General features: G+C 62.7%; 20 protein-coding genes, 1 tRNA gene and 2 pseudogenes. 12 read left to right on the top strand and 11 right to left on the bottom strand.

All coding sequences use genetic code 11. The features are described from left to right. Window positions 1–677 precede the first annotated feature (677 nt). Window positions 678–3,379 (bottom strand): annotated as a pseudogene (gene polA / locus BI364_RS15150) (DNA polymerase I). Window positions 3,380–3,509: 130 nt separating this feature from the next. Here polA and BI364_RS15145 point away from each other — a divergent pair. Together BI364_RS15145 and BI364_RS15140 are read left to right on the top strand one after the other, a co-directional pair. Further along, window positions 3,510–4,235 carry an LOG family protein gene (locus BI364_RS15145; RefSeq protein WP_070079451.1) on the top strand — a complete coding sequence of 242 codons (726 nt, stop codon included), beginning with the start codon at window positions 3,510–3,512 and terminating at the stop codon, window positions 4,233–4,235. 3 nt (window positions 4,236–4,238) lie between these two features. Further along, complete coding sequence (locus tag BI364_RS15140; RefSeq protein WP_070079450.1) at window positions 4,239–5,174, top strand: homoserine kinase; 936 nt, start codon at window positions 4,239–4,241, stop codon at window positions 5,172–5,174. On the opposite strand, the gene BI364_RS19020 is transcribed toward BI364_RS15140, so the two are convergent. Both BI364_RS19020 and yihA read right to left on the bottom strand, forming a co-directional pair. After that, window positions 5,154–5,402, bottom strand: a complete 249-nt coding sequence (locus BI364_RS19020) for a hypothetical protein (RefSeq protein ID WP_322111784.1) — start codon at window positions 5,400–5,402, stop codon at window positions 5,154–5,156. The two genes, BI364_RS15140 and BI364_RS19020, sit on opposite strands and share 21 nt — an antisense overlap. 53 nt (window positions 5,403–5,455) lie before the next feature. Further along, window positions 5,456–5,752: pseudogene (gene yihA / locus BI364_RS19015) on the bottom strand (ribosome biogenesis GTP-binding protein YihA/YsxC); the annotation flags it as partial. A gap of 186 nt (window positions 5,753–5,938) precedes the next feature. Here yihA and BI364_RS15130 point away from each other — a divergent pair. The 9 genes from BI364_RS15130 to BI364_RS15090 all read left to right on the top strand — a co-directional run bounded on the left by BI364_RS15130 (window position 5,939) and on the right by BI364_RS15090 (window position 17,723). Beyond that, entirely contained in the window at window positions 5,939–6,550 is a 612-nt protein-coding gene (locus BI364_RS15130; protein WP_070079449.1) for a c-type cytochrome, read from the top strand. A 106-nt stretch (window positions 6,551–6,656) separates the two neighbouring features. Beyond that, window positions 6,657–7,298, top strand: a complete 642-nt coding sequence (locus tag BI364_RS15125) for a c-type cytochrome (protein ID WP_070079448.1) — start codon at window positions 6,657–6,659, stop codon at window positions 7,296–7,298. A 114-nt stretch (window positions 7,299–7,412) separates the two neighbouring features. Beyond that, complete coding sequence (locus tag BI364_RS15120; protein ID WP_070079447.1) at window positions 7,413–9,425, top strand: cytochrome c biogenesis protein ResB; 2,013 nt, start codon at window positions 7,413–7,415, stop codon at window positions 9,423–9,425. Window positions 9,426–9,467: 42 nt separating this feature from the next. Beyond that, complete coding sequence (gene ccsB, locus BI364_RS15115; protein WP_070079446.1) at window positions 9,468–10,658, top strand: c-type cytochrome biogenesis protein CcsB; 1,191 nt, start codon at window positions 9,468–9,470, stop codon at window positions 10,656–10,658. Window positions 10,659–10,686: 28 nt separating this feature from the next. Beyond that, window positions 10,687–11,361, top strand: coding sequence for a thiol:disulfide interchange protein DsbA/DsbL (locus BI364_RS15110; protein ID WP_070079445.1), 675 nt, complete (start codon window positions 10,687–10,689; stop codon window positions 11,359–11,361). A gap of 13 nt (window positions 11,362–11,374) precedes the next feature. Next, the gene (locus BI364_RS15105) at window positions 11,375–12,220 is read left to right on the top strand and encodes an endonuclease/exonuclease/phosphatase family protein (RefSeq protein ID WP_070080129.1); all 846 of its coding nucleotides are present in this window, start codon (window positions 11,375–11,377) and stop codon (window positions 12,218–12,220) included. Between the two features lie 32 nt (window positions 12,221–12,252). Continuing rightward, the gene (locus BI364_RS15100; RefSeq protein WP_070079444.1) at window positions 12,253–13,128 is read left to right on the top strand and encodes a carbohydrate kinase family protein; all 876 of its coding nucleotides are present in this window, start codon (window positions 12,253–12,255) and stop codon (window positions 13,126–13,128) included. A 19-nt stretch (window positions 13,129–13,147) separates the two neighbouring features. Next, window positions 13,148–15,265, top strand: coding sequence for an HAD-IIB family hydrolase (locus BI364_RS15095; protein ID WP_070079443.1), 2,118 nt, complete (start codon window positions 13,148–13,150; stop codon window positions 15,263–15,265). A 40-nt stretch (window positions 15,266–15,305) separates the two neighbouring features. Continuing rightward, on the top strand, window positions 15,306–17,723 hold the full coding sequence (locus BI364_RS15090) for a sucrose synthase (RefSeq protein WP_070079442.1): 2,418 nt from the start codon (window positions 15,306–15,308) through the stop codon (window positions 17,721–17,723). A 4-nt stretch (window positions 17,724–17,727) separates the two neighbouring features. Here the strand turns inward: BI364_RS15090 and BI364_RS15085 are convergent, their stop codons facing one another. The 5 genes from BI364_RS15085 to thiS all read right to left on the bottom strand — a co-directional run bounded on the left by BI364_RS15085 (window position 17,728) and on the right by thiS (window position 21,243). Continuing rightward, the gene (locus BI364_RS15085; protein ID WP_083251447.1) at window positions 17,728–18,447 is read right to left on the bottom strand and encodes a Crp/Fnr family transcriptional regulator; all 720 of its coding nucleotides are present in this window, start codon (window positions 18,445–18,447) and stop codon (window positions 17,728–17,730) included. Window positions 18,448–18,572: 125 nt separating this feature from the next. Continuing rightward, the gene (locus BI364_RS15080) at window positions 18,573–19,313 is read right to left on the bottom strand and encodes a helix-turn-helix domain-containing protein (RefSeq protein WP_070079440.1); all 741 of its coding nucleotides are present in this window, start codon (window positions 19,311–19,313) and stop codon (window positions 18,573–18,575) included. Window positions 19,314–19,478: 165 nt separating this feature from the next. After that, a complete protein-coding gene (trmB, locus tag BI364_RS15075; protein ID WP_070079439.1) occupies window positions 19,479–20,165 on the bottom strand; it encodes a tRNA (guanosine(46)-N7)-methyltransferase TrmB in 687 nt (228 codons plus the stop codon). 39 nt (window positions 20,166–20,204) lie between these two features. Next, the gene (locus BI364_RS15070; protein WP_070080128.1) at window positions 20,205–21,023 is read right to left on the bottom strand and encodes a thiazole synthase; all 819 of its coding nucleotides are present in this window, start codon (window positions 21,021–21,023) and stop codon (window positions 20,205–20,207) included. A 19-nt stretch (window positions 21,024–21,042) separates the two neighbouring features. Beyond that, window positions 21,043–21,243, bottom strand: a complete 201-nt coding sequence (gene thiS / locus BI364_RS15065; protein WP_070079438.1) for a sulfur carrier protein ThiS — start codon at window positions 21,241–21,243, stop codon at window positions 21,043–21,045. 122 nt (window positions 21,244–21,365) lie between these two features. Between thiS and BI364_RS15060 the strand changes: the two genes are divergently transcribed. Continuing rightward, window positions 21,366–21,439 (top strand) — tRNA-Gly (locus tag BI364_RS15060). 62 nt (window positions 21,440–21,501) lie between these two features. On the opposite strand, the gene BI364_RS15055 is transcribed toward BI364_RS15060, so the two are convergent. From BI364_RS15055 to BI364_RS15045, 3 genes are all read right to left on the bottom strand, one after another. Continuing rightward, window positions 21,502–22,467: a hypothetical protein gene (locus BI364_RS15055; RefSeq protein ID WP_083251446.1), complete on the bottom strand. Its 966-nt coding sequence runs from the start codon at window positions 22,465–22,467 to the stop codon at window positions 21,502–21,504. 107 nt (window positions 22,468–22,574) lie between these two features. Continuing rightward, complete coding sequence (locus BI364_RS15050; RefSeq protein ID WP_070079437.1) at window positions 22,575–25,643, bottom strand: efflux RND transporter permease subunit; 3,069 nt, start codon at window positions 25,641–25,643, stop codon at window positions 22,575–22,577. Next, on the bottom strand, window positions 25,640–26,638 hold the full coding sequence (locus tag BI364_RS15045; RefSeq protein WP_070079436.1) for an efflux RND transporter periplasmic adaptor subunit: 999 nt from the start codon (window positions 26,636–26,638) through the stop codon (window positions 25,640–25,642). The genes BI364_RS15050 and BI364_RS15045 overlap by 4 nt, the downstream gene beginning before the upstream one ends. Window positions 26,639–26,768 lie beyond the last annotated feature (130 nt).

Below are 26,768 nucleotides of genomic sequence, written 5' to 3'. Positions count from 1 at the left end.
AGGGCAAAAAAAAGGCCCCGGCTCGAAGGCTGGGGCCATGCAATTCGACTTGAAGGGGGGGAGACAAGTCGTCCCGCCTTGCGGCGGGTGAGCGCTGGGCTAAGCGCTCACAAACTCAGACCGGACGTTAGGGGAAAAGTTTCATGCCGTTCGGCTCAGGCAAAAAAAAGGCCCCGGCTCGAAGGCTGGGGCCATGCAATTCGACTTGAAGGGGGGGAGACAAGTCGTCCCCGCCTTGCGGCGGGTGAGCGCCGGGCTAAGCGCTCACAAACTCAGACCGGACAGTTTGTGAAAAGTTTCATACGGGTGGGCCGTGTATAAAAAAGAAGCCCCGGCACAGGGCCGGGGCAGTTGCATCGACTTGAAGGGGGGGAGACAAGTCGTCCCCGCCTTGCGGCGGGTGAGTGCGGGCTAAGCACTCATAACGTCAGACCGGGCAGTTTGTGAAAAGTTTCACGTCACGCCACGCAGTGGTGTGGCGAGATTTTCGACAGGGCATTAAAGAAAACCCCGGCACGGGGCCGGGGCAAGAAATCATCGACTTGAAGGGGGAGACAAGTCGAGCCCGCCAGGGAGACGGCGGGAGCGCCGGGCTAAGCGCTTAAATACTTTGATGGCGTTGGAACGCCGGAGTTCGGTTCGGATTCATCCGATTTTCTTATTCTCGTCACGCGGATTTAATGAGCGGCATTCCAGTCAGGGCCTATGCCGATGTCGACTACCAGGGGGACATCGAGCGCGGCGGCACCTTCCATATGGATACGGATCGTGTCGCGTGCGGCGTCGATACGCGACTCGGGGACTTCCAATACGAGTTCGTCGTGTACCTGCATGATCAGGCGGATGTCCTCGGCCTCACGTTCGATCCAGCCATCTACTGCGAGCATGGCACGCTTGATGATATCGGCGGCGGTGCCTTGCATGGGCGCATTGATGGCGACGCGTTCGGCCTGTGCGCGTCGCTGGGCGTTGCGCGATCGAATCTCAGGCAGATGCAGGCGACGCCCGAATAGCGTTTCGACATAGCCGCGTTCGGCCGCCTGCGCGCGCGTTGCCTCCATGTAGCGATGTACACCTGGGTAGCGTACGAAGTAGCGGTCGACGTAGGCCTGAGCGTCATTGCGTCCGATACCGAGCTGTTTGGCCAATCCAAAGGCGGACATCCCGTAGATCAGGCCGAAGTTGATGGCCTTCGCGGCACGCCGCTGATCCGTGTCAACTGCTTCCGGCGCGACGCCGAAAACTTCCGCAGCGGTGGCGCGATGGATGTCTTGCCCTGCCGCGAAGGCGCGTCGCAGGCCTTCATCTCCCGACAGATGGGCCATGATCCGCAGCTCGATCTGTGAGTAATCCGCTGCCAGGAGCAGATGCCCCGGCGGTGCCACGAAGGCTTGGCGGATGCGCCGCCCGGCCTCGGTGCGCACGGGGATGTTCTGCAGGTTGGGATCGGAGGACGACAATCGTCCGGTCGAGGCCACTGCCTGGTGATAAGAGGTGTGTACCCGTCCGGTGTCGGGGTCGATACGCTCGGGTAGGCGGTCGGTATAGGTCGATTTGAGCTTGGCGAGGGTCCGGTGTTCGAGGATGACCCTCGGCAGTTCGTGCTGTAGGGCGAGTTCTTCAAGCACGTCTTCCGCGGTGGATGGTTGGCCCTTGGGTGTCTTGCGGATCACCGGCAAGCCCATCTGGCCGTAAAGGATGTCCTGAATCTGCTTGGGTGAGCCGAGGTTGAAGGCGCTGCCGGCGATCTCGCGCGCCTCGCGTTCGAGGCGGCTCATCTGCGCCGCCAATTCGGCGCTCTGAACGCGCAATTGCGCGGCATTCACGCACACGCCGTTCCATTCCATACGCGAGAGTACCCGGACCAACGGGATTTCGATTTCCTCGTAAACCTGCCGTTGCTTCTCGTTCTGGCTGAGTTTCGGCCAGAACACCTCGTGTAGCGAGAGGGTCATGTCGGCGTCTTCGGCGGCGTAGGGTGTGGCGTCGTCGATGGCGACCGCGCTGAAGGGGATCTGTTTGGCACCCTTGCCGGCGACATCCGCGTAGGCAATGTTGTGGTGGCCCAGGTGAGCTTGGCAAAGGGTATCAAGATCGTGGCGCGTGGCGGTTGAATCGAGGATGTAGGATTCGAGCATGGTGTCGTGGCGAATGCCTTCCAGAGCAATGCCATGGTGTAGCAGTACATTACGGTCGTACTTGAGGTGGTGTCCGACCTTGGCGCGGGCAGGGTCCTCGAGTAGCGGTTTGAGTCGTGCGAGCGTGCGTTCGCGGTCGAGTTGCTCGGGTGCGCCGGGGTAGTCGTGCGCCAACGGCACGTAGGCCGCCTCGCCAGGGCGTATCGCGAACGATAGGCCGACGATACGTGCCTGCATGTAGTCCAGACTGGTGGTCTCGGTGTCGAAGGCAATCAGTTCGGCGCCCTCGATGCGTTCGAGCCAGCGTTCGAGTGCGCCCTCGTCAAGGATGGCCTCGTAGGTGCCGGTGGTTGATGGGGGGGCTTGTCGTCGCCCGTCGCCTCCGCCTCTTCGGGTGTGAGCTCGCGCAGCCAGGAGGTGAAGCCGAACTCGCCGAGTTGCTCGCGCAGTATTTCCAGGTCTGGCGGCGCGAGTGCCAGGGTTTCCGGGCGGTAATCGAGATCAAGATCGGTGCGTAGGGTTACCAGCTCGCGGGAGCGTGGCAGATCGTCCAGCGCGCGGCGCAGGTTGTCGCCGACCTTGCCCTTGATTTCGTCGGCGTGAGCGATGACGCCGTCGAGCGTGTCATAAGCCGCCAACCACTTCACTGCGGTCTTCGGGCCGCATTTCTCCACGCCGGGTACATTGTCCACGCTGTCGCCGATCAGCGCGAGATAGTCGATGATGCGTTCGGGTGGAACGCCGAATTTCTCGATCACACCCGCGCGGTCGAGTACGGCACCGCTCATGGTGTTGACCAGGGTGATGTGGATATCGACGAGCTGCGCGAGATCCTTGTCGCCGGACGAGATCACCACGTGCTCGCCCCGCTCGGCGGCGCGCCGGGCCAGTGCGCCGATCACATCGTCGGCCTCGACGCCGTCGACGACCAGGATCGGCAATCCCATGGCGCGCAGCAGGGCATGCAGCGGCTGGATTTGTGCCGCGAGATCCTCAGGCATGGGCGGACGATGGGCCTTGTATTCGGCGTATAACTCGTCGCGGAAGGTCTTGCCCTTGGCGTCGAAGACCACGGCCAGGTGGGTGGGTTGATAGTCCTTCAGCAATCGACGAAGCATGTTCGCGACCCCGTAGATCGCACCAGTAGGCGCGCCCATTGGGCTGGTCAGTGGCGGCAGCGCGTGGAAGGCGCGGTACAGGTAGGAGGAGCCGTCGACGAGGACGAGGGGGGCTTGGCTCATGGACTTCGCACAGTAACGGGTAGTGCCATAGGTTACCTGCGATACGTCAGTAATTGCAGCGTGCCTTATGCCGAAGCGCTATTTGTGTTAAAACGGCGGCCTTTTCCTCGATGCATACGCGGTAGATCCTATGAACCTGCACGACCGCCCGCACCACCCCGAATTGTGGCCCCTGAACGACTCGGAGCTGACCCGCGAGAGCTGGAAAATTTTCCAGGTCATGGCCGAATTTGTGGAGGGCTTCGAGCGCTTGGCGCGTATCCGGCCGTCGGTGAGTATCTTCGGTTCGGCACGCATACCGCAGGAAAGCCCGCTCTACCGGTTGACCGAAGACATTGCGCTGCGTTTGTCGGAGGCCGGCTTTGCCGTGGTCAGCGGTGGTGGGCCAGGGCTCATGGAGGCCGCCAACAAGGGTGCGTATCAGGGCAAATCGTTATCCGTCGGGCTCAACATCCAGTTGCCACACGAGCAAAACAGCAACGACTACCAGGATCTTTCACTGACCTTTCGCCATTTTTTCTCGCGCAAGGTCATGTTCGTCAAATACGCCTCGGCCTATGTGGTGCTACCCGGTGGTTTCGGCACGTTGGACGAGCTGGCCGAGATACTGACCCTGGTGCAGACCGGCAAGACGCGGCGTATTCCCATCATTCTGGTCCACAGCCCTTTCTGGGACGGGTTGTTGACGTGGTTTCGCGAAGTACTCGTGACCGAGGGCACGATCAGTGCTGCCGACATCGATTTGATGACCGTGGTGGATAACGCGGCGGATGCGGTCAACGCGATTTTTGATCATTACGAGCAACGCGACTTCGAGCCTTCGCCGGAGGAGCGCGAGCGCCTGCTGGATCTTTAGGTCATGCCCACCCTCTCGGTACCGCCCATCGATGTCGTTGCACTGCGGTCGTTTCTTGCTGCCTACGGAACCGATGAAATGCTTGCCGACGAGTTGCCGGTCGCGATGTCTATGGCGAGCGCCTATCGACTGAGAACTTCGCAAGGGGCTCGACTATTGCACCTGTTCGACGAGGGTGAGGCCCAGCAGGCGGCGATGGTTGCGACCTTGTTCCTTTGTCTGCAGGGTGCCGATATTCCGTGTCCGAATCCCGTTGCCGATCATGATGGTCGGTTGTTCGGCTGGCTCGGCGGTCGATCCGCGATCCTGAGTGCCTGTCCTGCGGGGCGGGTCTTGGCGTCCCATACAGCCGCGCACTGCGCCAGGGTCGGTGAATTGCTGGCGCGTCTGCATCGGCTCGCGGGGCAATGCGTGCCCGTACAAACAACGGGCTCGACGGTACGCGAGTGGCGAGATATCGCACCGATGCTGGCGCCCGAGCTGGCCGCCGCCGATGCGGCGTTGCTGCGTGACGAAATACGCTTTCAGGGTCTGTATCGCTTCAGTGATCTGCCACAAGGCCTCATACATGGCGATATCGCTCCTGAGGCGCTGCTCTTCGACGATGGGCGTCTATGTGGCGTCCTGGGTCTTGAACGCGCCCGCACGGATGCTCGGCTGCGTGATCTGGCCATTGCGACGACCGCGTGCTGTTCGCTAGCGGACGGTAGCCTGGACCCCGAACGCGTACTGGCGATGCTTGAGGCCTACCATGCGGTTGTCGTACTGACCCCGATCGAGCGGGGTGCCTGGCCGGTCATGCTACGCGCTGCCGCGTTGCAGCAATGGGTGCGCGCCTTGCAGCATGAAGAGCGGGCCGACCCCAGCGTAGCGGCGGCCAAGGCCCGGCTGCTTGACCGCATTGCGCGCGAAGGTGAATTACAGCGCCTCTGGCCCTGAGTCCGATTGGGGAGGCTCGGCGTTTAGAGGTGGCACCTCGTCAAAGGCAAGCCATTCATCAAGACGCGCTTGTGCCGCGTCCAACCCCTCGCCGCTGAGCGAAGAAAACAGCTGCGCGCTGGCGTCATAACCCTCTCTGGCAAGTTGCTGCTCAACTTCGCGCAGCGTCGCGATGGCGGGGCCCCGTTTGAGTTTGTCCGCCTTGGTGAGCAGGATGTGGATTGGCACCCCCCCTCGCGGCAATGGTTCAACAGTTGATCGTCGAGCGGAGTCATGGGATGGCGGATATCCATCAGCAGGATCAAGCCCGCAAGCGCCGAGCGCCCGAGCAGGTACTGACGGAGCATGGGTCCCCACTGCTGTTGCTGCGATTTGGCCACCTTGGCATAGCCGTAGCCGGGCAGATCGACTAGGTAACGGTCGTCGGATACGGTGAAAAAGTTGATCTGCTGGGTGCGCCCCGGTGTCTTACTGGTGCGCGCCAGTGATTTCTGGTGGCATATCCGGTTCAGAGCGCTGGATTTGCCCGCGTTGGAGCGACCGGCGAAGGCCGCCTCGCGTACGCTGTCGGTTGGCATCCCCCGCAAACTGGTGGCGCTGGTGAGGAATTGCGTGTTCTGGTAGCGCTTGTGCATGCAGGCCCTTTTGCCGTGACTGGAGGGCTATGGTATAAGCCGTGAATAATAATGACTATAAAAACGGACGCCCGGGCAGGGCGGTCCGCATCATAACAAGGCCCTGGTACGGCCAGATGGGGGGATGTGATGATCAGCAGATGGAAGGTGTCGGCTGCCTTGGCGGTCTTTCTGTTCGCCGGCAGTCAGGCGTATGCGGCGGGCAACCCCGCCATAGGGCAACGGTTGTCGACCACGTGCGCCGCCTGTCATGGCGCCAGTGGTAGCGGCCTGAATCCGCAATACCCCAATCTTGCCGGGCAAAACTTCAAATATCTCGTCAAACAGCTCACCGACTTCAAGGACGGTCGCCGCAAGAATGCCATCATGAATGGCATGACGGCGAAGCTGAGCGCAGAGGATATCGATCATCTCGCGGCTTTCTTCGCCAGTCAGACACCCAGATCGGCAACCGGGGATCAGCGGTTGGTCAAGATGGGCGAGGCCGTTTATCGCGGCGGCGATTTTGGACGTGCGGTGCCGGCCTGTATGGCCTGTCATGCGCCCAACGGTGTCGGCAACGCGCCGGCGGGTTACCCGCGTCTGGGCGGGCAGCACGCGGAATATGTCGTCAGTCAGCTGGAGGCCTTCGCCAGGGGTACACGCGACAATGACCCCAATCAGATGATGCGAGACATTGCTTCGCGTATGAGCGAGCAACAAATGCGAGCGGTGGCACAGTACATACAGGGCCTGTATTGAGTATCGCAGTATCGTTCCAAGCGCGCGGCGCCAGGCCATTACGGGCTGCTGCGCAGAACTATCGACCTGTCGAGTATCCTTTGTTAAAGGGTAGTGGGGGAGTGGCATGAAAATACGTAGCATCCTCGTAGGGTTATTGGCCGTGCTGGTCTCGTCGGCCTCCCTGGCGGAAACCACGCCGCAAACAGGTACGACGGCGGGCGATGTGAGCATCGGTAAGCAACTATCGGCCAGCTGCGTAGCCTGCCATGGCGTCACCGGCACCAGCGTGTCGCCGGACTTTCCGAATTTGGCGGGTCTGAGCGCGGACTATCTCTACAAGCAGTTGGTGAATTTCAAGCAGGGTGAGCGCAAGAATGTGATCATGAATGCCATGGTCGCGGCACTCACGGAGGGCAATCTGCGTGCGCTGGCTGCCTACTATGCGAGCCAGTCACCATCAGCGCCGGAGACCGCGCCTGCTGGTGATGCGGCTATCGTGGCGTTCGGCGAACGCATCTATCGCGAGGGTGCCGCAGGTGCGGGTATCAGCGCCTGCATTCGCTGCCACGGTGTAGGCGGCGCTGGGCAGCTCGATCATTTCCCCCGCTTGGCCGGCCAGCATGCGAAGTATCTGGTAGCCCAGCTCGAGGCTTTCAAGAGTGGTTCCCGCGTGAACGATGCTGGCAAGATGATGGCGCATGTGGTGGCCGGGATGGATAAAAAAGAAATGGAAGCCGTCGCGCTTTATTTGCAGGGGCTTCACTGATCGGGCTTTGCCAGATACTTTCCACAGCACGGCAGCGCGGAACTTTTGACTGGTCGTCGACACTAAAATGGTCCAAGCTGTGTCCTTTTTATCCTTGCATCCGCGAATTGAATCATGAGCCAAGCCGCTACCCTTACGCCACGCCCCTCGCCGCGGGCGCCGCAGAGTACTTCCCGCATTCTGCTGGAATTCCTGGGATCGATGAACTTGGCGGTGACGCTGCTGGTGGTCGTGGGCATCGCGGCCATCATCGGCACAGTGCTCAAGCAGGACCAGCCCTATAGCGATTACCTGCTGCGGTTTGGGCCCTACTGGTTCAAGGTCTTTCGGGATCTGGGGCTCTACGACGTTTATTCAGCCACCTGGTTCGTCTTCATCATGAGTTTTCTGGTGGTGTCGACCAGCGTTTGCGTCTATCGGAACGGGCCGCGGATGCTACGCGAAATGCGTCAGTACCGGCTCAAGGTGCAGGCCAAGTCGCTTCGATTGATGCGCCATCACGTCGAGCAGGAGACGATTGTTGATGTTTCTGGGGTGGAGGCGCGGGCCAAGCGGCTGCTGGAGAATCACGGCTATCGCGTACGCGAGCAGGACCACGGCGACCATCGCGTGCTTGCGGCGATGCGCGGTCGTTTCAACCGCTTCGGTTATCTGCTGACGCATATCGGCATCGTGGTAATCCTCATCGGCGGAATGCTCGACAGCAACATGTTTCTCAAGATGGCGGTTGCACTCGGTAAGCTCAAGGTCGAGACACAGGACATCCCGGTGTCGCAGGTACCTGCCTCCAGTCGCATCGGCACATGGAACCCTTCTTATCGCGGCAATGTCAGTATTCCAGAAGGGTCTTCCGCCAATGTGCTATTCCTGCAACTCAAGGACGGTTATGTGGTGCAGCAGTTGCCGTTCACCGTGGCGGTGAAGAAGTTCACCGTGAAGCACTACATCACGGGGCAGCCGAAAGATTTCGAGAGCGAGGTGGTCGTTCAAGACACCAAGACCGGGAAGACGGTGCACGACGTGATTCGCGTCAACCACCCTCTGGATTTCGATGGTGACAAGATATTTCAGGCGAGCTTTGGCGACGGCGGTTCCAAGCTGCAGTTCAATATCTGGTCGCTGGTTGGAACCAGTAAGCCGTTGGATTTCAAGGGCACGGTGTTTGGCAAGTACGCGCTGGACACGCAGGATGGTAAGCGTCAGCTCGAAATCGACAATTTCCGGATGTACAACATCGAGCAGGTGCCGGGGCAGAATGGTGAAACAAAACCGCGTGATCTCGGCCCCAGCGTGACCTTCAAGCTACGCAATGCCCAAGGCGTGGCGAACGAATATGTCAATTATCTGGTGCCGCAGCAGGTGGATGGCACGAGCTATTTCCTCAGTGGCGTGCGTACCGAGCCCAATCAGCCTTACCGATACCTGCATGTTCCTATGGGCCCGAACGGGGGCGTAAAACGCTTTATGCAGTTTGCAGAGGCCTTGCATTCGAAGCCCATACTGGATGACGTAGCCGCCAATATGGCCAGCACCACGCTCAAGGCGATGGGCTCGGGCGAGAATGCCTCAACGCACGATAAAATCGAGGCATCAATCAAGCGTATCCTGCAGTTGTTCGCCCAGGGCGGTTATCCTTCCGTGGTGGAAAGCGTGCGTGAGCGCGTGCCCGCGGACCGACAGAAGGAGGCGGCGGATGCCTTTCTGAAGGTACTCAACGCGGGGCTTGAGGGCGTTTATCGACGCGTGCTGGCGCAAGACGGTGTGACCGCGCCGACGCAAAAGGACTGGAATTTCTTCCAAGCAGCGGTCCCGTCGCTCAGCGTGCTGCCGCTATACGGTTCGCCAGTATATTTGCAGATGACCGATTTCAAACAGATTCAGGCGGCGGGTCTCCAGATCACCCGTTACCCCGGCGCGACGGTGGTTTATATTGGCGCCCTGATGTTGCTTTCGGGTATTTTCCTGATGTTTTTCGTTTCACACCGCCGCTTTTGGTTGCGTACAGAACCCAGAGGCGATGGCGGCACCCGGGTGCTCTTTGCGGGTACCAGCAACCGTAATATGATGGAATTCGACAACCACTTTACCGAGCTCAAAGACGCGCTATTCAGTAAGCTTCGGCCATGACCGGGCCGCTTGGCGCTGGCCAACAGAGGAGGATCCACCGCGATGTCGTCCGTACCGCATGATCTTATGGAAGGGCTCGAAAAGCCCTCGTTCCTACGCCGATTACGCCCGTTGGACTGGGCCTGGGCAGCCGTGGTGCTCGCCGGGGCCATCTTTGTCTACGTCCATTTCAACAGCCAGATGTGGTATTGGCAGGAGAGCATTCTTGCGCTTGCTGCCGGATCTTTGATCGCCGTAGGTTGGAATTGGCGACCTATGCAGGTTCTGAGCATTGTCGTGGCGGCGGTCAGCTTGTTCGCGATCTGGCTCTACGGTTCGGACTATAACGCCCAGATGACCAACCCGGTGCTGCACTACGTGCTGTCCAGCCCGGCCGGCATCGCCTGGATGAACGGACTACTGGTCGCGTCCACCGTGGCTTATGTATTTGGTTTAGTGGTGAAGAGCGACCGCATCTCCGAGCTGAGCCTTCGTGCCGGTAGCTGGTTGGCCTGGAGCGGAGTTGCCATGGGCTTCATTTCGCTGATGGTGCGGTGGCGCGAGTCCTACCTGATCCGCCCGAGCTTTGGGCATATCCCCGTTAGCGATCTCTTCGATGTGTTCGTGTTGTTTTGTTCCCTGACCACATTGCTATATCTGTATTTCGAGTCCAAGTATCGCAACCGGGCGCTAGGTGCGCTGGCCATGCTGATCGTCTCCGCGGCGGTAGGTTTCCTGATCTATTACACCGTCGTGTGGCATGCCGACAAGATTGAGCCGCTGATTCCGGCGCTGCAAAGCTTCTGGATGAAGATTCACGTACCGGCCAATTTCGTCGGATACGGTGCCTTCTCGTTTTCGGCAATGGTGGGTGCGGCCTATCTTGTGCGCCTGCGTGCGGAGCGACTCAATCCGCAAGGGCGCATTGCCAGTCGCCTGCCAAGCCTGGAGCTGATGGACGATGTAATGTACCGCTACAATGCCCTGGGTTTTGCCTTCTTCACCTTGGCAACCATCTTGGGTGCGATGTGGGCGGCTGAGGCATGGGGTGGTTACTGGTCCTGGGATCCCAAGGAAACCTGGGCGTTGATCGTGTGGCTCAACTATGCGGCGTGGTTGCACATGCGCTTCACCAAGGGCTGGCGCGGCAAGCCGATGGCCTTGTGGTCGCTGGTGGGTCTCGGTGTGGTCACATTCTGTTTCCTTGGCGTCAATATCTGGCTGTCCGGCTTGCACTCATACGGCAAGCTCTGAGCCTAGATTCGTCTGCGGAGATCATGCAATGTGGCGTCTGTGGACGGTACTGCTGCTCCTGTTCCCGCTGGCCGCGATGGCCAGCGGGACCGCCGAAACCTTTGACGAGGGCATCGATTATCAGTTGATCGCGCCGCGTCCCACGTTGCCGGTCAATACGTCCGGGGGCAAGGTTCAAGTCGCGGAATTTTTCTGGTATCAATGTCCGCATTGCGCGAATCTCGAACCCAAGCTCGAGCATTGGCTGAGTCACGACAAACCGGCCGGTGCCGAGTTTGTACGGGTGCCGGCGGTGTTGGCGCCTAACTGGTTCTTCATGGCTCGCGTCTTCTATACCGCTGAGCTGCTCGGTGTCGAAGAACGGATGACGCCAGTGTTGTTCAAGGCCATACAGGCTCAAGGTGCCCGCATGGAGAACCTGGACGGGGTCACCGCGTTGTTCGCGCAGCATGGCGTCAGTGAGCATCGCTTCAAGGCGGCATTCGAATCACTGTCGGTCGAGACCCACGTACGTCGCGCGATCCAGCTGACGCGTGAATATGGTATTACCGGGGTGCCGACGCTGGTCGTGGATGGGCGTTATCGGGTGAACCCGAATCAGGCGGGCAGCTATGCGCGCATGTTCCAGATTGTCGACTATCTTGTGCGCAAGGTTAGGGCGGAGCAGAGTACCAAAGCGGCTACGTCCGACGGCGGTGCTTGAGCCGGACGGACAGATGGCCGACACTGGGCTTGTGAACAATGCCCTTGCCAGTCCGCATCCCAGTCGCCAGCACATTCGTCTGCTGAGCTACAACATCCAGGTCGGCATCACGACCTCACGTTACCGCCATTATCTGACGCATAGCTGGAAGCATGTGTTGCCTTATCCGGAACGCATGGCAACCCTGCGGTCGATCGCGCGGTTTATCGCGGACTTCGATCTGGTGGGTCTGCAGGAGATCGATGTCGGCAGTCTGCGTACCGGTTTCGTGGACCAGGCGGAATTCCTGGCGCAGACCGCGATGTTCCCTCATTGGTATAGCCAAACTAACCGTCGGCTCGGACACTTCGCGCGTCACGCCCTCGGACTTCTGGGGCGCTACAATGCGCGCCGTGTGATAGCGCACCGCTTGCCCGGTCCAATCCCTGGGCGTGGGGCGCTTGAGGTGCACTTCGGGCCCGTACAGGAGCCCTTGGTGGTGATCCTGCTACACCTGTCCTTGGGACGCCGTACGCGCCGACTTCAGTTCGAATACGTGGCCAGATTGGTCAACCAGTATCGGCATGTGGTGGTGATGGGCGATCTGAACTGTACGCCGGAGGCGGGTGAACTGCTCGCACTGACGCAAACGACCGACCTTCGCATGGCGGAACATGGTGCCGCGACCTATCCCAGCTGGCGACCGGTGCAATCATTCGATCACATCCTGGCGAGTCCCACTCTGGAGGCTCGGGAATTTCAAGCCTACCCCGTCAATTATTCGGACCACCTGCCTGTCGGACTTGAGCTGATTTTGCCGGCTGGATTCAATCTGTATGACGACGCCGCCCCGCCGCTGGGACGGATCGTGGGACACTGAACGAACTCAAACCCGATTCGCGAGGGTGTGCGATGGACCGTTTTCCCGTGATCATGGGCGAAGTGCTGTTCGACTGCTTCGGTGACGACAGCGTCCTGGGCGGCGCACCCTTCAACGTCGCCTGGCACCTTCAGGGCTTCGGTCTCAATCCGCGTTTTGTCAGCCGAGTGGGCGCGGACGCGCTGGGAGCAGAGGCGCGTGCGCGCATGCAGGATTGGGGGCTCGATACCCGCTGGCTTGCGATAGATCCCGAGCATCCGACGGGCCGCGTGTCGGTGCATCTGACGGACGGACAGCCGAGCTACGATATTCTGCCAGCACAAGCCTATGACTATATCCTGCCGCCGGATGCTCTCGGCGGGTGCGGCGACAGCTTGTTTTACCACGGCAGTTTGGTCGCGCGCAGCGAGGTTTCGCGGGCCACTCTGCTGGGGTTGCGCGCCGCGTTTGCCGGGCGAGTGTTCGTAGACGTCAATTTACGCGACCCTTGGTGGTCAATGGTCACGCTTTGGCCACTGGTGGTCGGCGCCGCCTGGCTCAAATTGAATGAGGACGAGGCCATCAGACTAGTGGAGGCCGGCGATGCCGCCCGGCTTGCACGCGAGCGGCAGGCGGGACGGGTGGTGCTGACGCGGGGCGCACAGGGAGCGGATGTGTATGATGGGCGCGAGCATTTGCATCACGTCACGCCACCGACCGTTGTCGATCTAGTCGACGCCGTGGGAGCCGGCGACGCCTTCAGTGCGGTTGTCATTCTGGGTTTGATCGAGGATTGGGCGTGGCCGGTCCTGTTGAGACGGGCGACCGCATTCGCCGCTCGCGTGTGCGGATGGCGAGGGGCGCTGAGCGACGACCGCACCATTTACCGGGAGATATTGAGTGACTGGAGGGGAACGGCAAGCAGCTGAGCGGGAAGGCTGGTATCTGATGCACATCAGCCTACACGGCTTGGTGCGCGGACAGGATATCGAGCTGGGGCGCGATGCGGATACCGGCGGGCAAATCCAGTACGTGGTCGAGCTAACGCGTGCATTGGCCAAGCTCGATCGCGTGGCGCGAGTCGATTTGCTGACGCGTCGTATCGAGGACCCGCGCGTTGCGGATGATTACCGCCGCGAAGAGGAGCCCCTGGACGAGGCAGGACGTGCGCGCATCGTGCGTATCCCCTTCGGCCCTCGGCGCTATTTGCGCAAGGAACGCCTCTGGCTCTATCTCGACTGCTTCGTAGACTTGGCGTTGCAGTACATCCGCCGCGTTGGCCGCGTGCCCGACGTGATTCATGCGCACTATGCCGATGCTGGACGTGCCGGCGCGCGGCTGGCCGCATTGCTCGGTGTGCCCCTCATCTTCACCGGGCATTCTCTGGGCCGGGAAAAGCGTCGGCTGCTGCTCGGGCGCGGCCAGGACGAGGCACTGATCGAGAGCCGCTATCAGCTCAGCCGCCGCATCGAAGCCGAAGAACACGCGCTCGACATGGCGTCGCTGGTGGTCGCCAGCACGCGTCAGGAGGTCGATAGCCAGTACGCGCTCTATGATAACCACGAACATCGGCGCGTCGCGGTCATCCCTCCGGGCGTGGATATCTCGCGCTTCCACCCGGCGGTCAAGAACGAGCGGGTGGGCAACTGCGTACACGGCATCGAGCGCTTTCTGCGTCACCCCAGGCGGCCATGGATTCTCGCCCTGGCCCGCGCAGACGAGCGCAAGAACCTCGCGACCTTGGTCAAGGCTTACGGTGCGCACCCGGATTTGCGAGAACGCGCCAATCTCGTGTTGGTGGCCGGCGTGCGTGAACATGTCGCCGAGCTGGAAAAGGGCGCGAGTCGGGTCTGGCGTGAGCTATTGGAGTTGATCGACGATTACGACCTCTATGGCCACATCGCCTACCCCAAGCAGCATTCGGCCGATGACGTGCCGTGCATCTACCGGGGTGCGACCGCCAGTGGCGGGTTGTTCGTCAACCCTGCTTGGACCGAACCCTTCGGCCTGACATTGATCGAGGCGGCGGCCAGCGGCCTGCCGGTGATCGCGACCGACGATGGCGGCCCACAGGAAATCCTGCGCCACTGTCGCAACGGCATGCTGATAGACCCGCATGACGCCGATGGCCTCGGCCAGGCTTTGTCGGATGCGCTGGCCGACCGACGCCGCTGGCGCCTCTGGTCGCAACGTGGTTCGCATGGCGTGCGTCAGCACTACACCTGGCTTGGACACGCCGAGCATTATCTGCGCGAGCTGGGTCGTATTTCGCGTCGCCGCCAGCGTAGCAAGGCATCTAAGAGCCGCCTGCCCACGGTCGATCGCATGCTCATCTGTGATATCGACAATACCTTGATCGGTGACCGTGGTGCGTTGGCGAAGCTGGTGAAGGTCATCGAAGCTGCCGGTCACAGCCTTGCCTTCGGCATCGCCACCGGTCGACGCCTCGACAGCGCGGTGCGCATACTCAAGGAATGGGGCGCGCCAGTGCCGGATTTGTTGATCACCGCGGTGGGCAGCGAGGTGCACTATGGCGCGAACCCACAGGCCGACCATGAATGGAGTCAGCATATCGATTTTCGCTGGGATCGCGAGGCGATTTTCGAGACGTTGCGCGAACTGCCGGGCTTGCGTCTACAACCGGCTAGCGAACAGCGCAGGCACAAGGTGAGTTATTACGCGGACCCCACGCGCATGCCGGGCGTGCCGGCGATCCGCCGTGCATTGCGTCGCCGCGGCGTACACGTCAACGTGATCTACTCACACCAGGCCTACATCGACATTCTGCCGATTCGCGCTTCGAAGGGGCTGGCGGTCCGCTTCGTGGCAGATCGCTGGGGGCTGAGCATGGATCATGTTCTCGTCGCCGGGGATTCCGGCAACGACGAGGAAATGCTGATCGGCCACAGTCTCGGCGTGGTGGTTGGCAACCACAGCCCGGAGCTTGAACACCTCAAGGGCCGGAAGCGGGTGTATTTCGCACGTGACGCGCATGCGGCCGGCGTACTCGAAGGCATCGAACACTACCGGTTCCTAGGCAAGATATTGCAACCGCGCTACGACTGACCGGAGCTGATTCCGGCACCACCCATTCAAGGAGGCGCATATGTCGGAAGACGTGACGGACGGGGCCATCGGCGAACTGCGCGAATATGCGGAACGTCATCGCGAAACCCTCTACCTCCTACTGCGCGGGTTGAGCGCGGACACACGGCGCCACTGGCTGCGCAGTGATCTATGGGATCACTACCTCGAATTTCTGGCTGCGCGCGGCGAGGTGCCGGTGGACGGGCCGCTGACCCGCTTCGTTGCAGCCGCCGAAGAGGCAGTAGTCGACGCCCCCTGGCTGGGTTTTTCCGTACGTCCCGGTGTCGGCTTCCGCTACTACCTGCGCATCAATGCGGAAACCCTGCATATCGATGGCCTCGATGTTTCCGAATTCCTGGCGTACAAGGAGCGGATGGTGCTCGCGCAGCCCGAGCTGCCCTGGCAGCTCGAATTCGATATCGCGCCCTTCAATCGCGAATTCCCGCGCCTGGAAGAGGCGCGTTCCATCGGCCGTGGCGTGGAATTTCTCAATCGAGGCCTGTCCAGCCAACTGTTTCAGGAGTCTGGGCGCCGCGCGCAGAGCCTGCTCGATTTTTTGCGTGTACACGCCTACCGCGGACAGCAGCTGATGCTGGGCGAACAGATCCGCGACGTCGCCGCACTGCGTTCGGCCTTGCGCCGTGCGGAGCGTGCGCTGGCGCACCAAGCACCGGACACGCCTTGGGCGGAGCTGGCGCCTTTGCTCAAACCGCTGGGCTTCGAACCGGGCTGGGGGCGTGATGCGGCACACGCGGTGGAGACCCTGCGCCTGCTTTCCGACATTCTGGAGGCGCCGGACCCAGCGGTACTTGAACGCTTCCTGGCGCGAGTGCCGATGATTTTCAATCTCTTGATCCTCTCGCCGCACGGCTACTTCGGGCAGGCCAACGTGCTCGGGCGCCCGGATACCGGTGGGCAGGTCGTGTACATCCTTGATCAGGTGCGTGCGCTTGAGCGGGAGATGCGCGCGCGGCTTGAGGAGCAGGGGCTGGACATCGAACCCAATATTGTCGTCGTCACGCGCCTGATCCCGGAGGCGGACGGCACCACCTGTAACGAGCCACTAGAGCCGATCTCGGGCACGCGCGCCTCGCGCATCCTGCGTGTGCCCTTCCGTAATCCAGAGGGCGACGTGGTGCCGCACTGGATTTCGCGCTTCGAAATATGGCCCTACCTCGAACGCTTCGCCGGCGAGGTGCAACAGGCGGTGATCGCGGAGCTGGACGGTCGGCCAGATTTGATCATCGGCAATTATTCCGATGGCAATCTCGTGGCCAGTTTGCTGGCCAACCGCATGGGCGTGACCCAGTGCAACATCGCGCACGCGCTGGAAAAAACCAAGTACCTGTTCTCCGACCTGTACTGGCGCGAGAATGATGCCGAATACCACTTCGCCACCCAATACACCGCAGACCTGATTGCGATGAACGCGGCCGATTTTATCGTGACCAGCACCTATCAGGAGATCGCCGGCACAGACGACAGCATCGGCCAATACGAGAGCTACGAATCCTTTACCCTGCCATCGTTGTACCGTGTGGTGCGCGGGATCGACATCTTCGATCCCAAGTTCAATATCGTTTCGCCGGGCGCCGATGCCGACGTCTATTTCTCTTATACCGAGACCGAGCGCCGCGTGACCGGCCTGCACGCCGAATTAGACGAACTCGTGTTCGGTGGTCCAAGCGCCTCGGCACGAGGGCAGTTCGAGGTGCCCGATCGACCGTTATTGTTCACCATGGCGCGCCTTGACCGGATCAAGAACATCGCCGGTCTGGTCGAGTGGTACGGCGCCAACGAGCGTTTGCGCGCGGGCGCCAATCTGCTAGTGATCGCAGGTCACATCGATCCTGGGGCTTCAGATGACCGCGAGGAACAGGCGCAGATTGCGCAGATGCACACGCTGTTCGAGCGCTATGGATTGGACGGCCAGGTGCGCTGGCTGGGTATACGTCTGGACAAGACGCTAGCCGGTGAGCTGTACCGTTACATCGCGGACCTGCGCGGCGCCTTCGTGCAGCCGGCGTTGTTCGAGGCCTTCGGTTTGACCGTGATCGAAGCGATGAGCTCCGGCCTGCCGACCTTTGCCACGCGTTACGGTGGTCCGCTCGAAATCATTGTCGACGGCGTATCGGGTTTCCACATCGACCCGAACCATGGTGAGGCGGCGAGCGACAAGATGGCGGATTTCATCGCACAGTGCGCCGAGACGCCCGGTTATTGGGAGCGGATTGCCGAGGCCTCGCTGCAACGCGTCGCCAGTCGCTACACCTGGGCGTTGTACGCGGAGCGAATGATGACGTTGTCGCGGGTCTACGGCTTCTGGAAATACGTCACCAACTTCGAGCGTGCCGAAACCCGGCGCTATCTTGAAATGTTCTACGGTTTGCAATGGCGGCCGATGGCCGCCGCGATGGAGGCCGAACGGCATCCCTGATGCGCTAGGGAGGGTGATGGTGGGCGGGTGGCGTGATGCCAGCACGTTGAGCCAGCCGGCGGATGTCCTCAATAATCCATTGTCCGGCTTCGTGGCGCACCAATCCCTCACGTCGAAAGCCTTGCAGGAGGCGTGTGACGACCACGCGCACGCTGCCGATCAGATGCGCCAGCTCCTCCTGCGGTAAACCGCGCAGCAGTGGCGACCGCTGTGGTGTCTCGTCGGCAAGATGGCTGAGCAGCAGGCGCGCCAGGCGCGTCTGGGTATCCTCCAGTGCGAGATCGGCGGCGAGATTTTCCAGTGCACGTAGGCGCGCGGCGACATAGCGCATCAGTGCCCGGCGCAGGGCGGGCTGCGACTCCAACCATGACCGCCATGCATCCAACGGTGCCGACAGCGTGCTGGTGGGCTCCAGTGTCTCGCACAGGACCGCATGCGGTTGTCCGTCCAGTAGCGTGACCAGATTGAAGCCATCGCCGGGGCCGAGAATTTCCAGGCTGAGTTCGCGCCCGCTATGGGATGCGGCGCGGCTGATCTTCACCCGGCCACGTTCGATCAGGTAGAAGCGCTCGCCAGTGTCGGCCCCGTTCAAAGCGGGCGTGCGCCCCGGCCAGTTCATACGGGTCATGCTGGCAAGCATCCGTTCGATGTCTACCGTAGCCATGCCCTCGAACAAAGGAGAGTGATGGATTGGCTTGAAGGTTTCCGGTGATTCCATTGGCATTCCGTCGGCTCGTGTCCAAGCAGTTGGCGAGTCGGCAGCCCGGCCTCGGTGGTGGTTGGTCGGATTTTATCGCGCACACGGATCGAACGGGTGGGTGGGCAGTCTAGTGGATTGCGCGGTACCGGTCAGCCACCGGACAGCGCGCCCAAGCGATTCGGTTGCAGCAGTCGGATCTCGCGACCGATCAGTGTGATGAGGCCACGTTGGAGGAAGGTCGCGAGCAGGCGACTCAGTGTCTCGGTGCGCATGCCCAGATGGTTGGCGATTTCCTGCCGGCTCAGCGGTAGACGGAAAGCGCATGACGAATAACCGCGTTCCGCGAAGCGTGCCGACAGCTCCAGCAGGAAGCCCGCCAAGCGCTGTTCGACGGTTTTGACCGCGATTTCAAGCTGACGCCGGTGGCTGCGGGTGAGCGCGCGACTGGTCTGTAGACAGATGCGCTCACGCAGCCCAGGGTGGGCGCTGGCCAGCTGAGCGAGCGACTCGTGACTCAGCTCACACAGCTGAGTGGATTCCAGCGCCACGCTGGTCGTGACATAGGTGCTGGCGTGCAGCTCTTCCAGCCCGAGCGTATCGCCGGGCAAGTGATAGTCGCAAATGATCTCGCGTCCGCCGCGCCAGGCCAGCGAGGTTCTCACGCTGCCGGCATGGACGATCAGTAGACGCCGCACGGGTTCGCCGGCACGGTAGATCGTATCGCCCCGGTGTACCGGTCTGAGCGCATGGACATGATGGCCGATGGCGTCCAGATGTTGGGTCGGGATGGCGGCAATCACGCAACGCGCGCGGAGATGGCAGGAGGTGCAGGAGGCAAGCATCGTCTTGCGCCTGACGAGCCAGTCGTTACTGTGCCCATCGTCACCCATCGCGTCGTCCCGTTTCTTAAAGGCCCTTCACGATACCGAGCGGTCGGCTCCCGCGGCGTGACTCAGGTTACTAGAACTTAACGAAACTTAGTGCAGAGCATCTTGCCTGCCAAGCGTCATCAATACGCACCCTTCACAGTTGGACTCGGACTCGGCGCTCCTGGTTTAGTTCTTGAGATAGACCAGATCCCAGACGTCGTGACCTAGGCGCTGGCCACGACGCTCGAACTTGGTTTCGGGGCGGTCGCCAGGCCCGGGCGCCCAGGCAACCGGGCCGTGGGCATTGACGAAATCCGGTGTGGATTCCATCACCTCCAGCATGTGTTCTGCGTACTCGGCCCAATCTGTGGCCAGATGTAGATGCCCGCCGACGGCGAGCTTGCGTGCCAGGCGGGCCACGAACGCGGGTTGGACCAGTCGGCGTTTGTGGTGGCGCTTCTTGTGCCAGGGGTCGGGGAAGAATATTTGCACCGTGGCCAGCGCCGCGTCGGGGATGCGCCGTTCCAGCACCTCCACGGCGTCGGCGCAAAACAGGCGCACGTTGGTGAGACCGTCGCGCTCGACCAACTGCAGCAGGTGACCGATGCCGGGGCGGTGCACCTCAATGCCGATGTAATCGCGTTCCGGGTGACGCGTGGCCTGATCGGCCAGCGATTCGCCATCGCCGAAGCCGATTTCCAGTGTGACCGGTGCCGTGCGCCCAAACAGGTCGGGCAAGGACAAAGGCGGGTCTTCTGCGTCGAGCAGATAACGTGGGCCGAGCGTATCGATGGCGCGCTGCTGGCCACGCGTCAGGCGGCCCTCGCGGCGCACGAAGCTGCGGATGCGGCGGATGGTCGTCGTATCGGTCACTTGGAGTCGCTTGCCCGGGTACTGGCGCCCGGGTGTAGGTCAGAAGAAGGTGCCGTCGATCGGCGAGGAGGCCGAGGCGTAGCGCTTACGTGGCATACGTCCGGCGCGGAAGGCCTCGCGGCCTGCTTCGATGGCCTTGCGCATGGCCGAGGCCATCATCACGGGCTGGCGCGCGGCCGCGATGGCGGTGTTCATCAGCACGCCGTCGCAACCCAGCTCCATGGCAATCGCCGCGTCGGAGGCGGTGCCCACGCCGGCATCGACGATGATCGGCACCTGCGCATTCTCGATGATTTCGAGGATGTTGTAGGGATTGCGGATGCCCAGCCCCGAGCCGATGGGTGCAGCCAGTGGCATCACTGCCACGCAGCCCATTTCCTCCAGACGGCGGGCGATGATCGGGTCGTCGTTGGTGTAGACCATGACCTCGAAGCCGTCGGCGATCAGCGTCTCGGCGGCATCCAGGGTCTCGATGACGTGCGGGAACAGCGTCTTCTCGTCGCCCAGCACCTCTAGCTTGACCAGGTTGTGGCCATCCAGCAGCTCGCGCGCCAGTCGGCAGGTACGCACGGCTTCCTTGGCGGAATAGCAGCCAGCCGTGTTCGGCAGCAGGGTGTAGCGGTCGAGCGGGATGACGTCGAGCAGGTTGGGTTCGCCGGGGTTTTGCCCGATGTTGGTACGGCGAATGGCAACGGTGATGATCTCGGCGCCGCTGGCCTCGACCGCCGCCTGGGTCTCGCTCAGGTCCTTGTATTTGCCGGTCCCGACCAGCAGGCGTGAGCTGAATTCGCGCGTGCCGATGCGCAGGATGTCCGCCTGCGTCGATGCGGTCTCGAAGGTGTCCGGATTGCTTGCCATGGTGACGCTCGCTCTGCGTTCAGCCGCCGCCGATGGCATGCACGATTTCCACGCGGTCCTGTGCATCGAGCCGATATTCGTCGAATCGGCTGCGCGGAAGGACCTCCTCGTTGACCTCCAGTGCGAGCCGGCGGCCTTCGAGTTCGAGCAGGGCCACGAGTTCGCGTGCCGTGAGGCCGTCGGGGACTTCGTGCGTCTGTCCGTTGAGGATGATCTGCATATCGCTTCGGGCGGTAGCGGGAATGTGGGCGCCTATTCTACAACACCGCGCCGCCCTCCGGCGGATGGCCGAGTGTGCTTAGCTTGCCCTGCCGCCTGTCCGCCCCGTAGAATCGCCTTCGCGCGGGTGTAGTTCAATGGTAGAACGGCAGCTTCCCAAGCTGCATACGAGGGTTCGATTCCCTTCACCCGCTCCATTGCCATCTTCTTCCCCTTCCCCAGACACAGCTACCCAGGATAATCCGGCCATCCGTGGCCGCTACTCGCCTGTCCTTTCCGTGCGCGGCGGCAGCAACGGGTACATGACCATCAGGTAGAGGTAGACCAGTGCGTAGATGATGGTGGTGCCGAGTACGTCGCCGCCGACCCCGGTCACGGCACCGTAGGGGCCGCCCCAGCCTTCCGCGGTGGTCCACACGCCCAGCGAATAGACCAAGCCGAAGGGCAGCAGGTAGCGCATGCCGCGGTTGGTCAGCAGGCTGATGGCGATGAGGGTCTCGGCCACGGCGGCGAAAATGCCGAAGGTTTCCTGCCCAACCAAGTGGATGGCGCCCACGAATATCTGGATGTAGGCGACGATCCAGCCGGGTTGACCGGCTTCCGATTGCACGAGATAGCTCAGCGAGTGATGGATGAAATAGGGCGCCCATTTCCAGGCTGCGTCGAAGGCCCAGAGCGCTCCGAACAACAGGCGTAGCGTGCGATAGCGCCGTGCGCGTGCGCCGTCGTCGTCCGGTGCACCTGCCGCCGGCTCGGCGAGCAGGATGGTGATGAATACCAGCGAGTAGACGATCAATGTGCCCGGATCGGTGGCGCCCTGGGTATAGGGACCGCCCAAGTGGCCGTTGAGCGTCCACATGATGAAGGTGAAGACTGCGCCAACCCAGGCGAAGGGCCTGACCCACAGCCCGGTCAGCAACGAGAGGGCGAGCAGCGCGCCGATGAGGATTGTGAATAGCGCCACTTCCGGGGCACCGATCGCGGCGATCAGATTCATGGCGCCGTGCGTATAGGCGACGTACCAGGCGGCTTGTCCGTGATGCGCGGCGATGGATTTGAGAAACAGCCCGTCGATGTAGGCCGGGTGCAGCTGGTAGAGCACGTTGAACACCCAGATGAGCCCGAACACGATACGTAATGCGCGGAAGGCGGCACGCTGCGAGGTGCGATCGTGCAGGTCCCACTGGATGCGCGTGGCGGGTTGCGTGGGCATGACGTCGGCCATGTTGACATCCTCGATGGTGGTATCCGGGCGAGGGAGTGTCCATGCTCGGTGATTATGGTTGTCGTGCCTGTCGATAGACCACGAGGCCGTCCGGCCGTTCCCCTGCATCAGTCTCCGGCGGGCGGAGATAGACGGAGCAAGCCGGCATAAAGCACGGGAGCCAGCCACAGCGAAGCGAAGAGCGCGAGGCTCAGCCCGCCCATCACCGCGATGGCCAGCGGTTTGAGCAGGTCGGTGCCGCGACCGACGCCGATGGCGATGGGCAGGAAACCCAGCACGTCGGCGAGCATGGTCATCAGGATCGGGCGCAGGCGCGCGCGCGCCGAGCGTGTCACGGCGGCGGCGTTAGGCAGGCGACCGGTACGGCTGCGTGCCAGCGAGAAGATCAGAATGACGTTGTTGACGGCGATGGAGGACACCAGCAGCAGGCCGAGAAAGGCGGTGCTGTCGAGCGGGGTGCCCGTCAGTCGCAAAGCGAGGAAGGCCCCCGGTGCTGAGAGCACGACGGCGGCGAGCGCAGCCATGGCGGGGCGTTGGCCGGAGAATTGGAAGCCAAGCAGGATGAGGAGTATGAGGACCGCTCCGGCCAGAATCAGGCTCATCTGGCGAAACCCCTGGGCCTGCTGGCGGTAGTAGCCGCCAACCACAGCGGTGATGCCTGGGGGCAGGTGCGCCGCGCGGATCTCACGGTGCAGCACGGCAGCCGCGGCAGTCAGCCCTTCACCGGGTTTGGGCGCCATCCATAGGTAGGCGTAGGGCACGAGGTTGTCGTGAGTGACGTACGGCACCTCGCCCTTGAGCCGCACATGCGCGACTTGCCCGAGTGGGGTGAGCGTGCCGTCCGGCAGGCGTAGCGGCAGATCGGCTAGGGTTTGCGGTGTTTCTCCAGGCGTATCGAGGCGAACGCGGATGGGTAGAATCTGTTCGCCGCGCAGCAGAAAGCCGGCCTTTCGGCCCCACTCGGCCGTGCGTACCTGATCGGCGATGCCTGCGCCATCGATGCCGAGGAGCCGCGCTCGGGCACGCGGCTCCAGTGCGATCTCCGGCCCCGCCGAGGGTGACTTGAACACGGTGTCCTCGAAGTGTCCGCTGGCGCGTATCCGCGCCTGTAGTTGATGGCCATAGCGTTGCAGCTCGGCCGGGTTTTTGCCGAACAGCAAGATTGACAGCGGCGAGTGCGAGCCGGATAGATTCTCCAGGCGATTGCTCATGATCTGGTGCAGTTTGAGTTCGATGAGGTCCGGCTGCGCGGCGCGGAACTGCCGGCGCAGTGTCTGCATCATGGCCTCGGTGGTCGTGTGCCGGTCGCGGTGGAGTATGACCACGAGGTCGCCCTTGTTCGAGGTGGCGCGCGAATTTTCCAGACTGCGCCCGACCACCACGGATACGCGGGCCACGGCCGGATCGCGTGCGGCGACTGCGGCCAACCGACGACCGGTGGCCAATGTTTCGCCAGTGGGTGTGCCCACCGGCGTGCGAAAGGGCACGGCAATGGCGCCTTCGTCCCAGTGTGGCAGGAAGGCCGTCGGCAGGCCGAGGCCCGCGAGCAGGCCGGCCGCGATCAGCACGGCGACGACCGGTAGTGCGAGCCAGGGCCGACGCAGGCCGCTACGCAACAGGCGGTCGTAGCCCAGCCGTAGGCGGCGGACCCAGCGCCAGGGGTGCTCGGGCCGGGATGGGCGCTGTGCCAGCCATGCGGCCAGCACCGGGGTGAGTCCGAGGGCCACCAGTTGCGACACCAGCAGCGCGATCACGATGGCCAGCGCCATGTGCCGGAACAGCAGGCCAAGCGTGCCGGAAAGGAAAATCAGTGGCAGAAACACCACCGTCGAGGTCACGGTGGCGAGGGTCATCAGCGGTAGTATTTCGCCGCAGGCGGCCAGCGCGGTACGCCGGCGGGTGGCGCGATCCGCATTTGCGGGCAGCCCACGCAACCCGCGTTCCATGACCACGATGGCGTGATCGATCAGCGCACCGATAGCGGCGGTTAGCCCGCCGAGGGTCATGATGTTGATGCCGAAGCCCAGCGCGTGTAGCACCAGGAAGGTGCCAGCCAGCGCGAGTGGCACGACGAGCAGCGTCGCCAGTGCACTGTCCAGGCGCCGTAAAAACAGCAACACCACCAGCCACGCGATCGCGGTGCCGAGCAGTAGCGCGATCCACACGTCGTCGAGACTGTGACTGACCAGACCGCTGAAGTCGTAGATACGCACGAGCTGCGCACCGGGCGGCAGATCGGCGCGCAGCGCGACAACCCGTGCGTGTACTTGCCCGGCGACGGCGACCACATTGGCACCGGCTTGCGCGGAGACGTCGATCAGCAGGGCGTGGCGATAGCCGGCCACCGCCGCGCCGATGACGCGTGGTGGCGGTCCGACCTTCACGCTACCCAGCGCGCTCAGGGGGATGGCGACTCTTGCACCGTCTGGATCGTGGGCGCCGAGCGGCAGCATTAGCCGACCGAGTGCGGCGGTGCTGGCCGGCCGTGGCTGAGCGACGAGTACGAACTGTTGGTGGAAGGCGTTGATCAGCCCGGCGTAGAACGGTCCCTGTGCGTGGCGTAGTGCAGTCACCACCTGCCCGGCGTCCAGATGGTGCTCGGCCAGCCGGCGCGGCGACAGGCGCAAGGTGACCTCGGGCCAGCCGCGGCCGGTATCGTTGACCTGATAGACCCCGCGCACGGATAGCAATGCCGGTCGGATGTTGAAGGCATACAACGGCATCATCGCCGCGCTGTCGCTGCGGTTGGAGACCAACGCGTACTGGGCGAATGGCTGGATGTGTGGCGTCATCAGGCGCACGGTCATGCGCGCCCCCGGCGGCAGGGGTATTTGCGCCAGCCGTGCCTGCAGCATCAGATAGGCGGTTTGCGGTGAGACGTGGCTGTCGAAATACACGTGCAGCTTGGACAGGCCGACCCCGGACTGCGACTTGACCAGACGCACCCCGGCGACGCCCTTGGCCGCCTGCTCCAGCGGCTCGGTGACCTCCAGCAGCATGTACTTCACTGGCAGATTGGCGTCGCTGACCAGCACGGTGACGCGTGGGAAGTCGATATCGGGGAATACGCTGCGCGGCAGCGCTCCCAGCGCGAGCCAGCCGGCGGCGAGCAACGCCAGCGCCAGCAGCGTCAGCGTGGCGCGATTGATCCAGAGGAAATCGAGGTAGCGTCTCATGCGCCTGGCGCACGCACGTTGACGACGGTGCCGTTCGCGACCGAGCCGGCCCCTTGTGCGATCACGGGTTCTCCCGCGTGCAGCGGGCCGTCGACCCAGACATGGCGGCGTCCGAGGTGGACGAGGGTGACCTTCACCGCGCGTGCGCGGCCTTGATCGACCGTGAATACCTCGGCCTGCGATCCGCGCATCACCAGCGCCGCACGCGGTAATTGCCAGGCTCGCCCGGCGGCACTCGGCAGAGACAGTCGCAGCCATTCGCCCGGCAGGCGTCCTTGATGTTCGGGGCGTACGAAGACCTCCACCAGACCGTCGTGCCGTGCGCTGTCGCCGATCGAGACGATCTGGCCCTGGCCGTGCCAGTCGTCGCCGGAGAGTCTCACCTGTGCCCCCGTGCGAAGCCGTCGCGATGCGCTCGGCGGCACGTAGGTACGTACCCAGGTGGCGCCGGCGCCGGACAGGCGGGCCACTGGGGAGCCGGCGGCGACGGTCTCGCCGGGCGGCAGCAGATAGCGCACCGTGCCCGCGACCGGAGCCGTCAGCCGTGTTTGCCGAAGCGTTTCTTGCAGGGCCGCGAGCCTGTCAGCGGCGGTGGCAACGCGGGTGGCCGCCTGCTGTAGCTGGCCGTGGGTGTCGAGTCGTTCGTGGTACAGCGCGCGCGCATGGCCGAGCAGCTTGCGGTCGAGGACGAGCGTGCGGTGCGCGGCGGCGATGCGGGCATCCAGGCCGGGCGGCACGATGCGCGCGATCATATGTCCGCGCGCCACGTGCGCGCCCTCGATCGCGAAGGGGCCCTCAAGCCGTCCACTCACCGGCGCCCTCAGGGTGACCTGCGCGCGACTGCGCACCTCGCCGAGCGCCGAAATCCGGGCATTCCAGGAAGTCAAGCGCGCTGGGGAGATGTCGACGGCGTAGCCGGAGCCGGCCATCGCGGCCAAGGGGCTGAGCGTCAGCAGGGCGGCGAGGCCGAGGATCGTGGTCGATCGGGTATGCATGGTTGAGGGTCCTGTCCGGCGCGCGGGCAGGCGTCGGTAATCAGCAGACCGAATGGTGCGGACAGGGTTCCTGCGCAGGGTGTGGATGTAATGAAGCGTTAATGTCGGGGATGTGGCGGCGAACCACGAA

This window comes from Acidihalobacter yilgarnensis (genome assembly GCF_001753245.1).
Taxonomy (GTDB): Bacteria; Pseudomonadota; Gammaproteobacteria; order DSM-5130; family Acidihalobacteraceae; genus Acidihalobacter; species Acidihalobacter yilgarnensis.
This window is presented reverse-complemented; position numbering and strand designations above follow the sequence as displayed.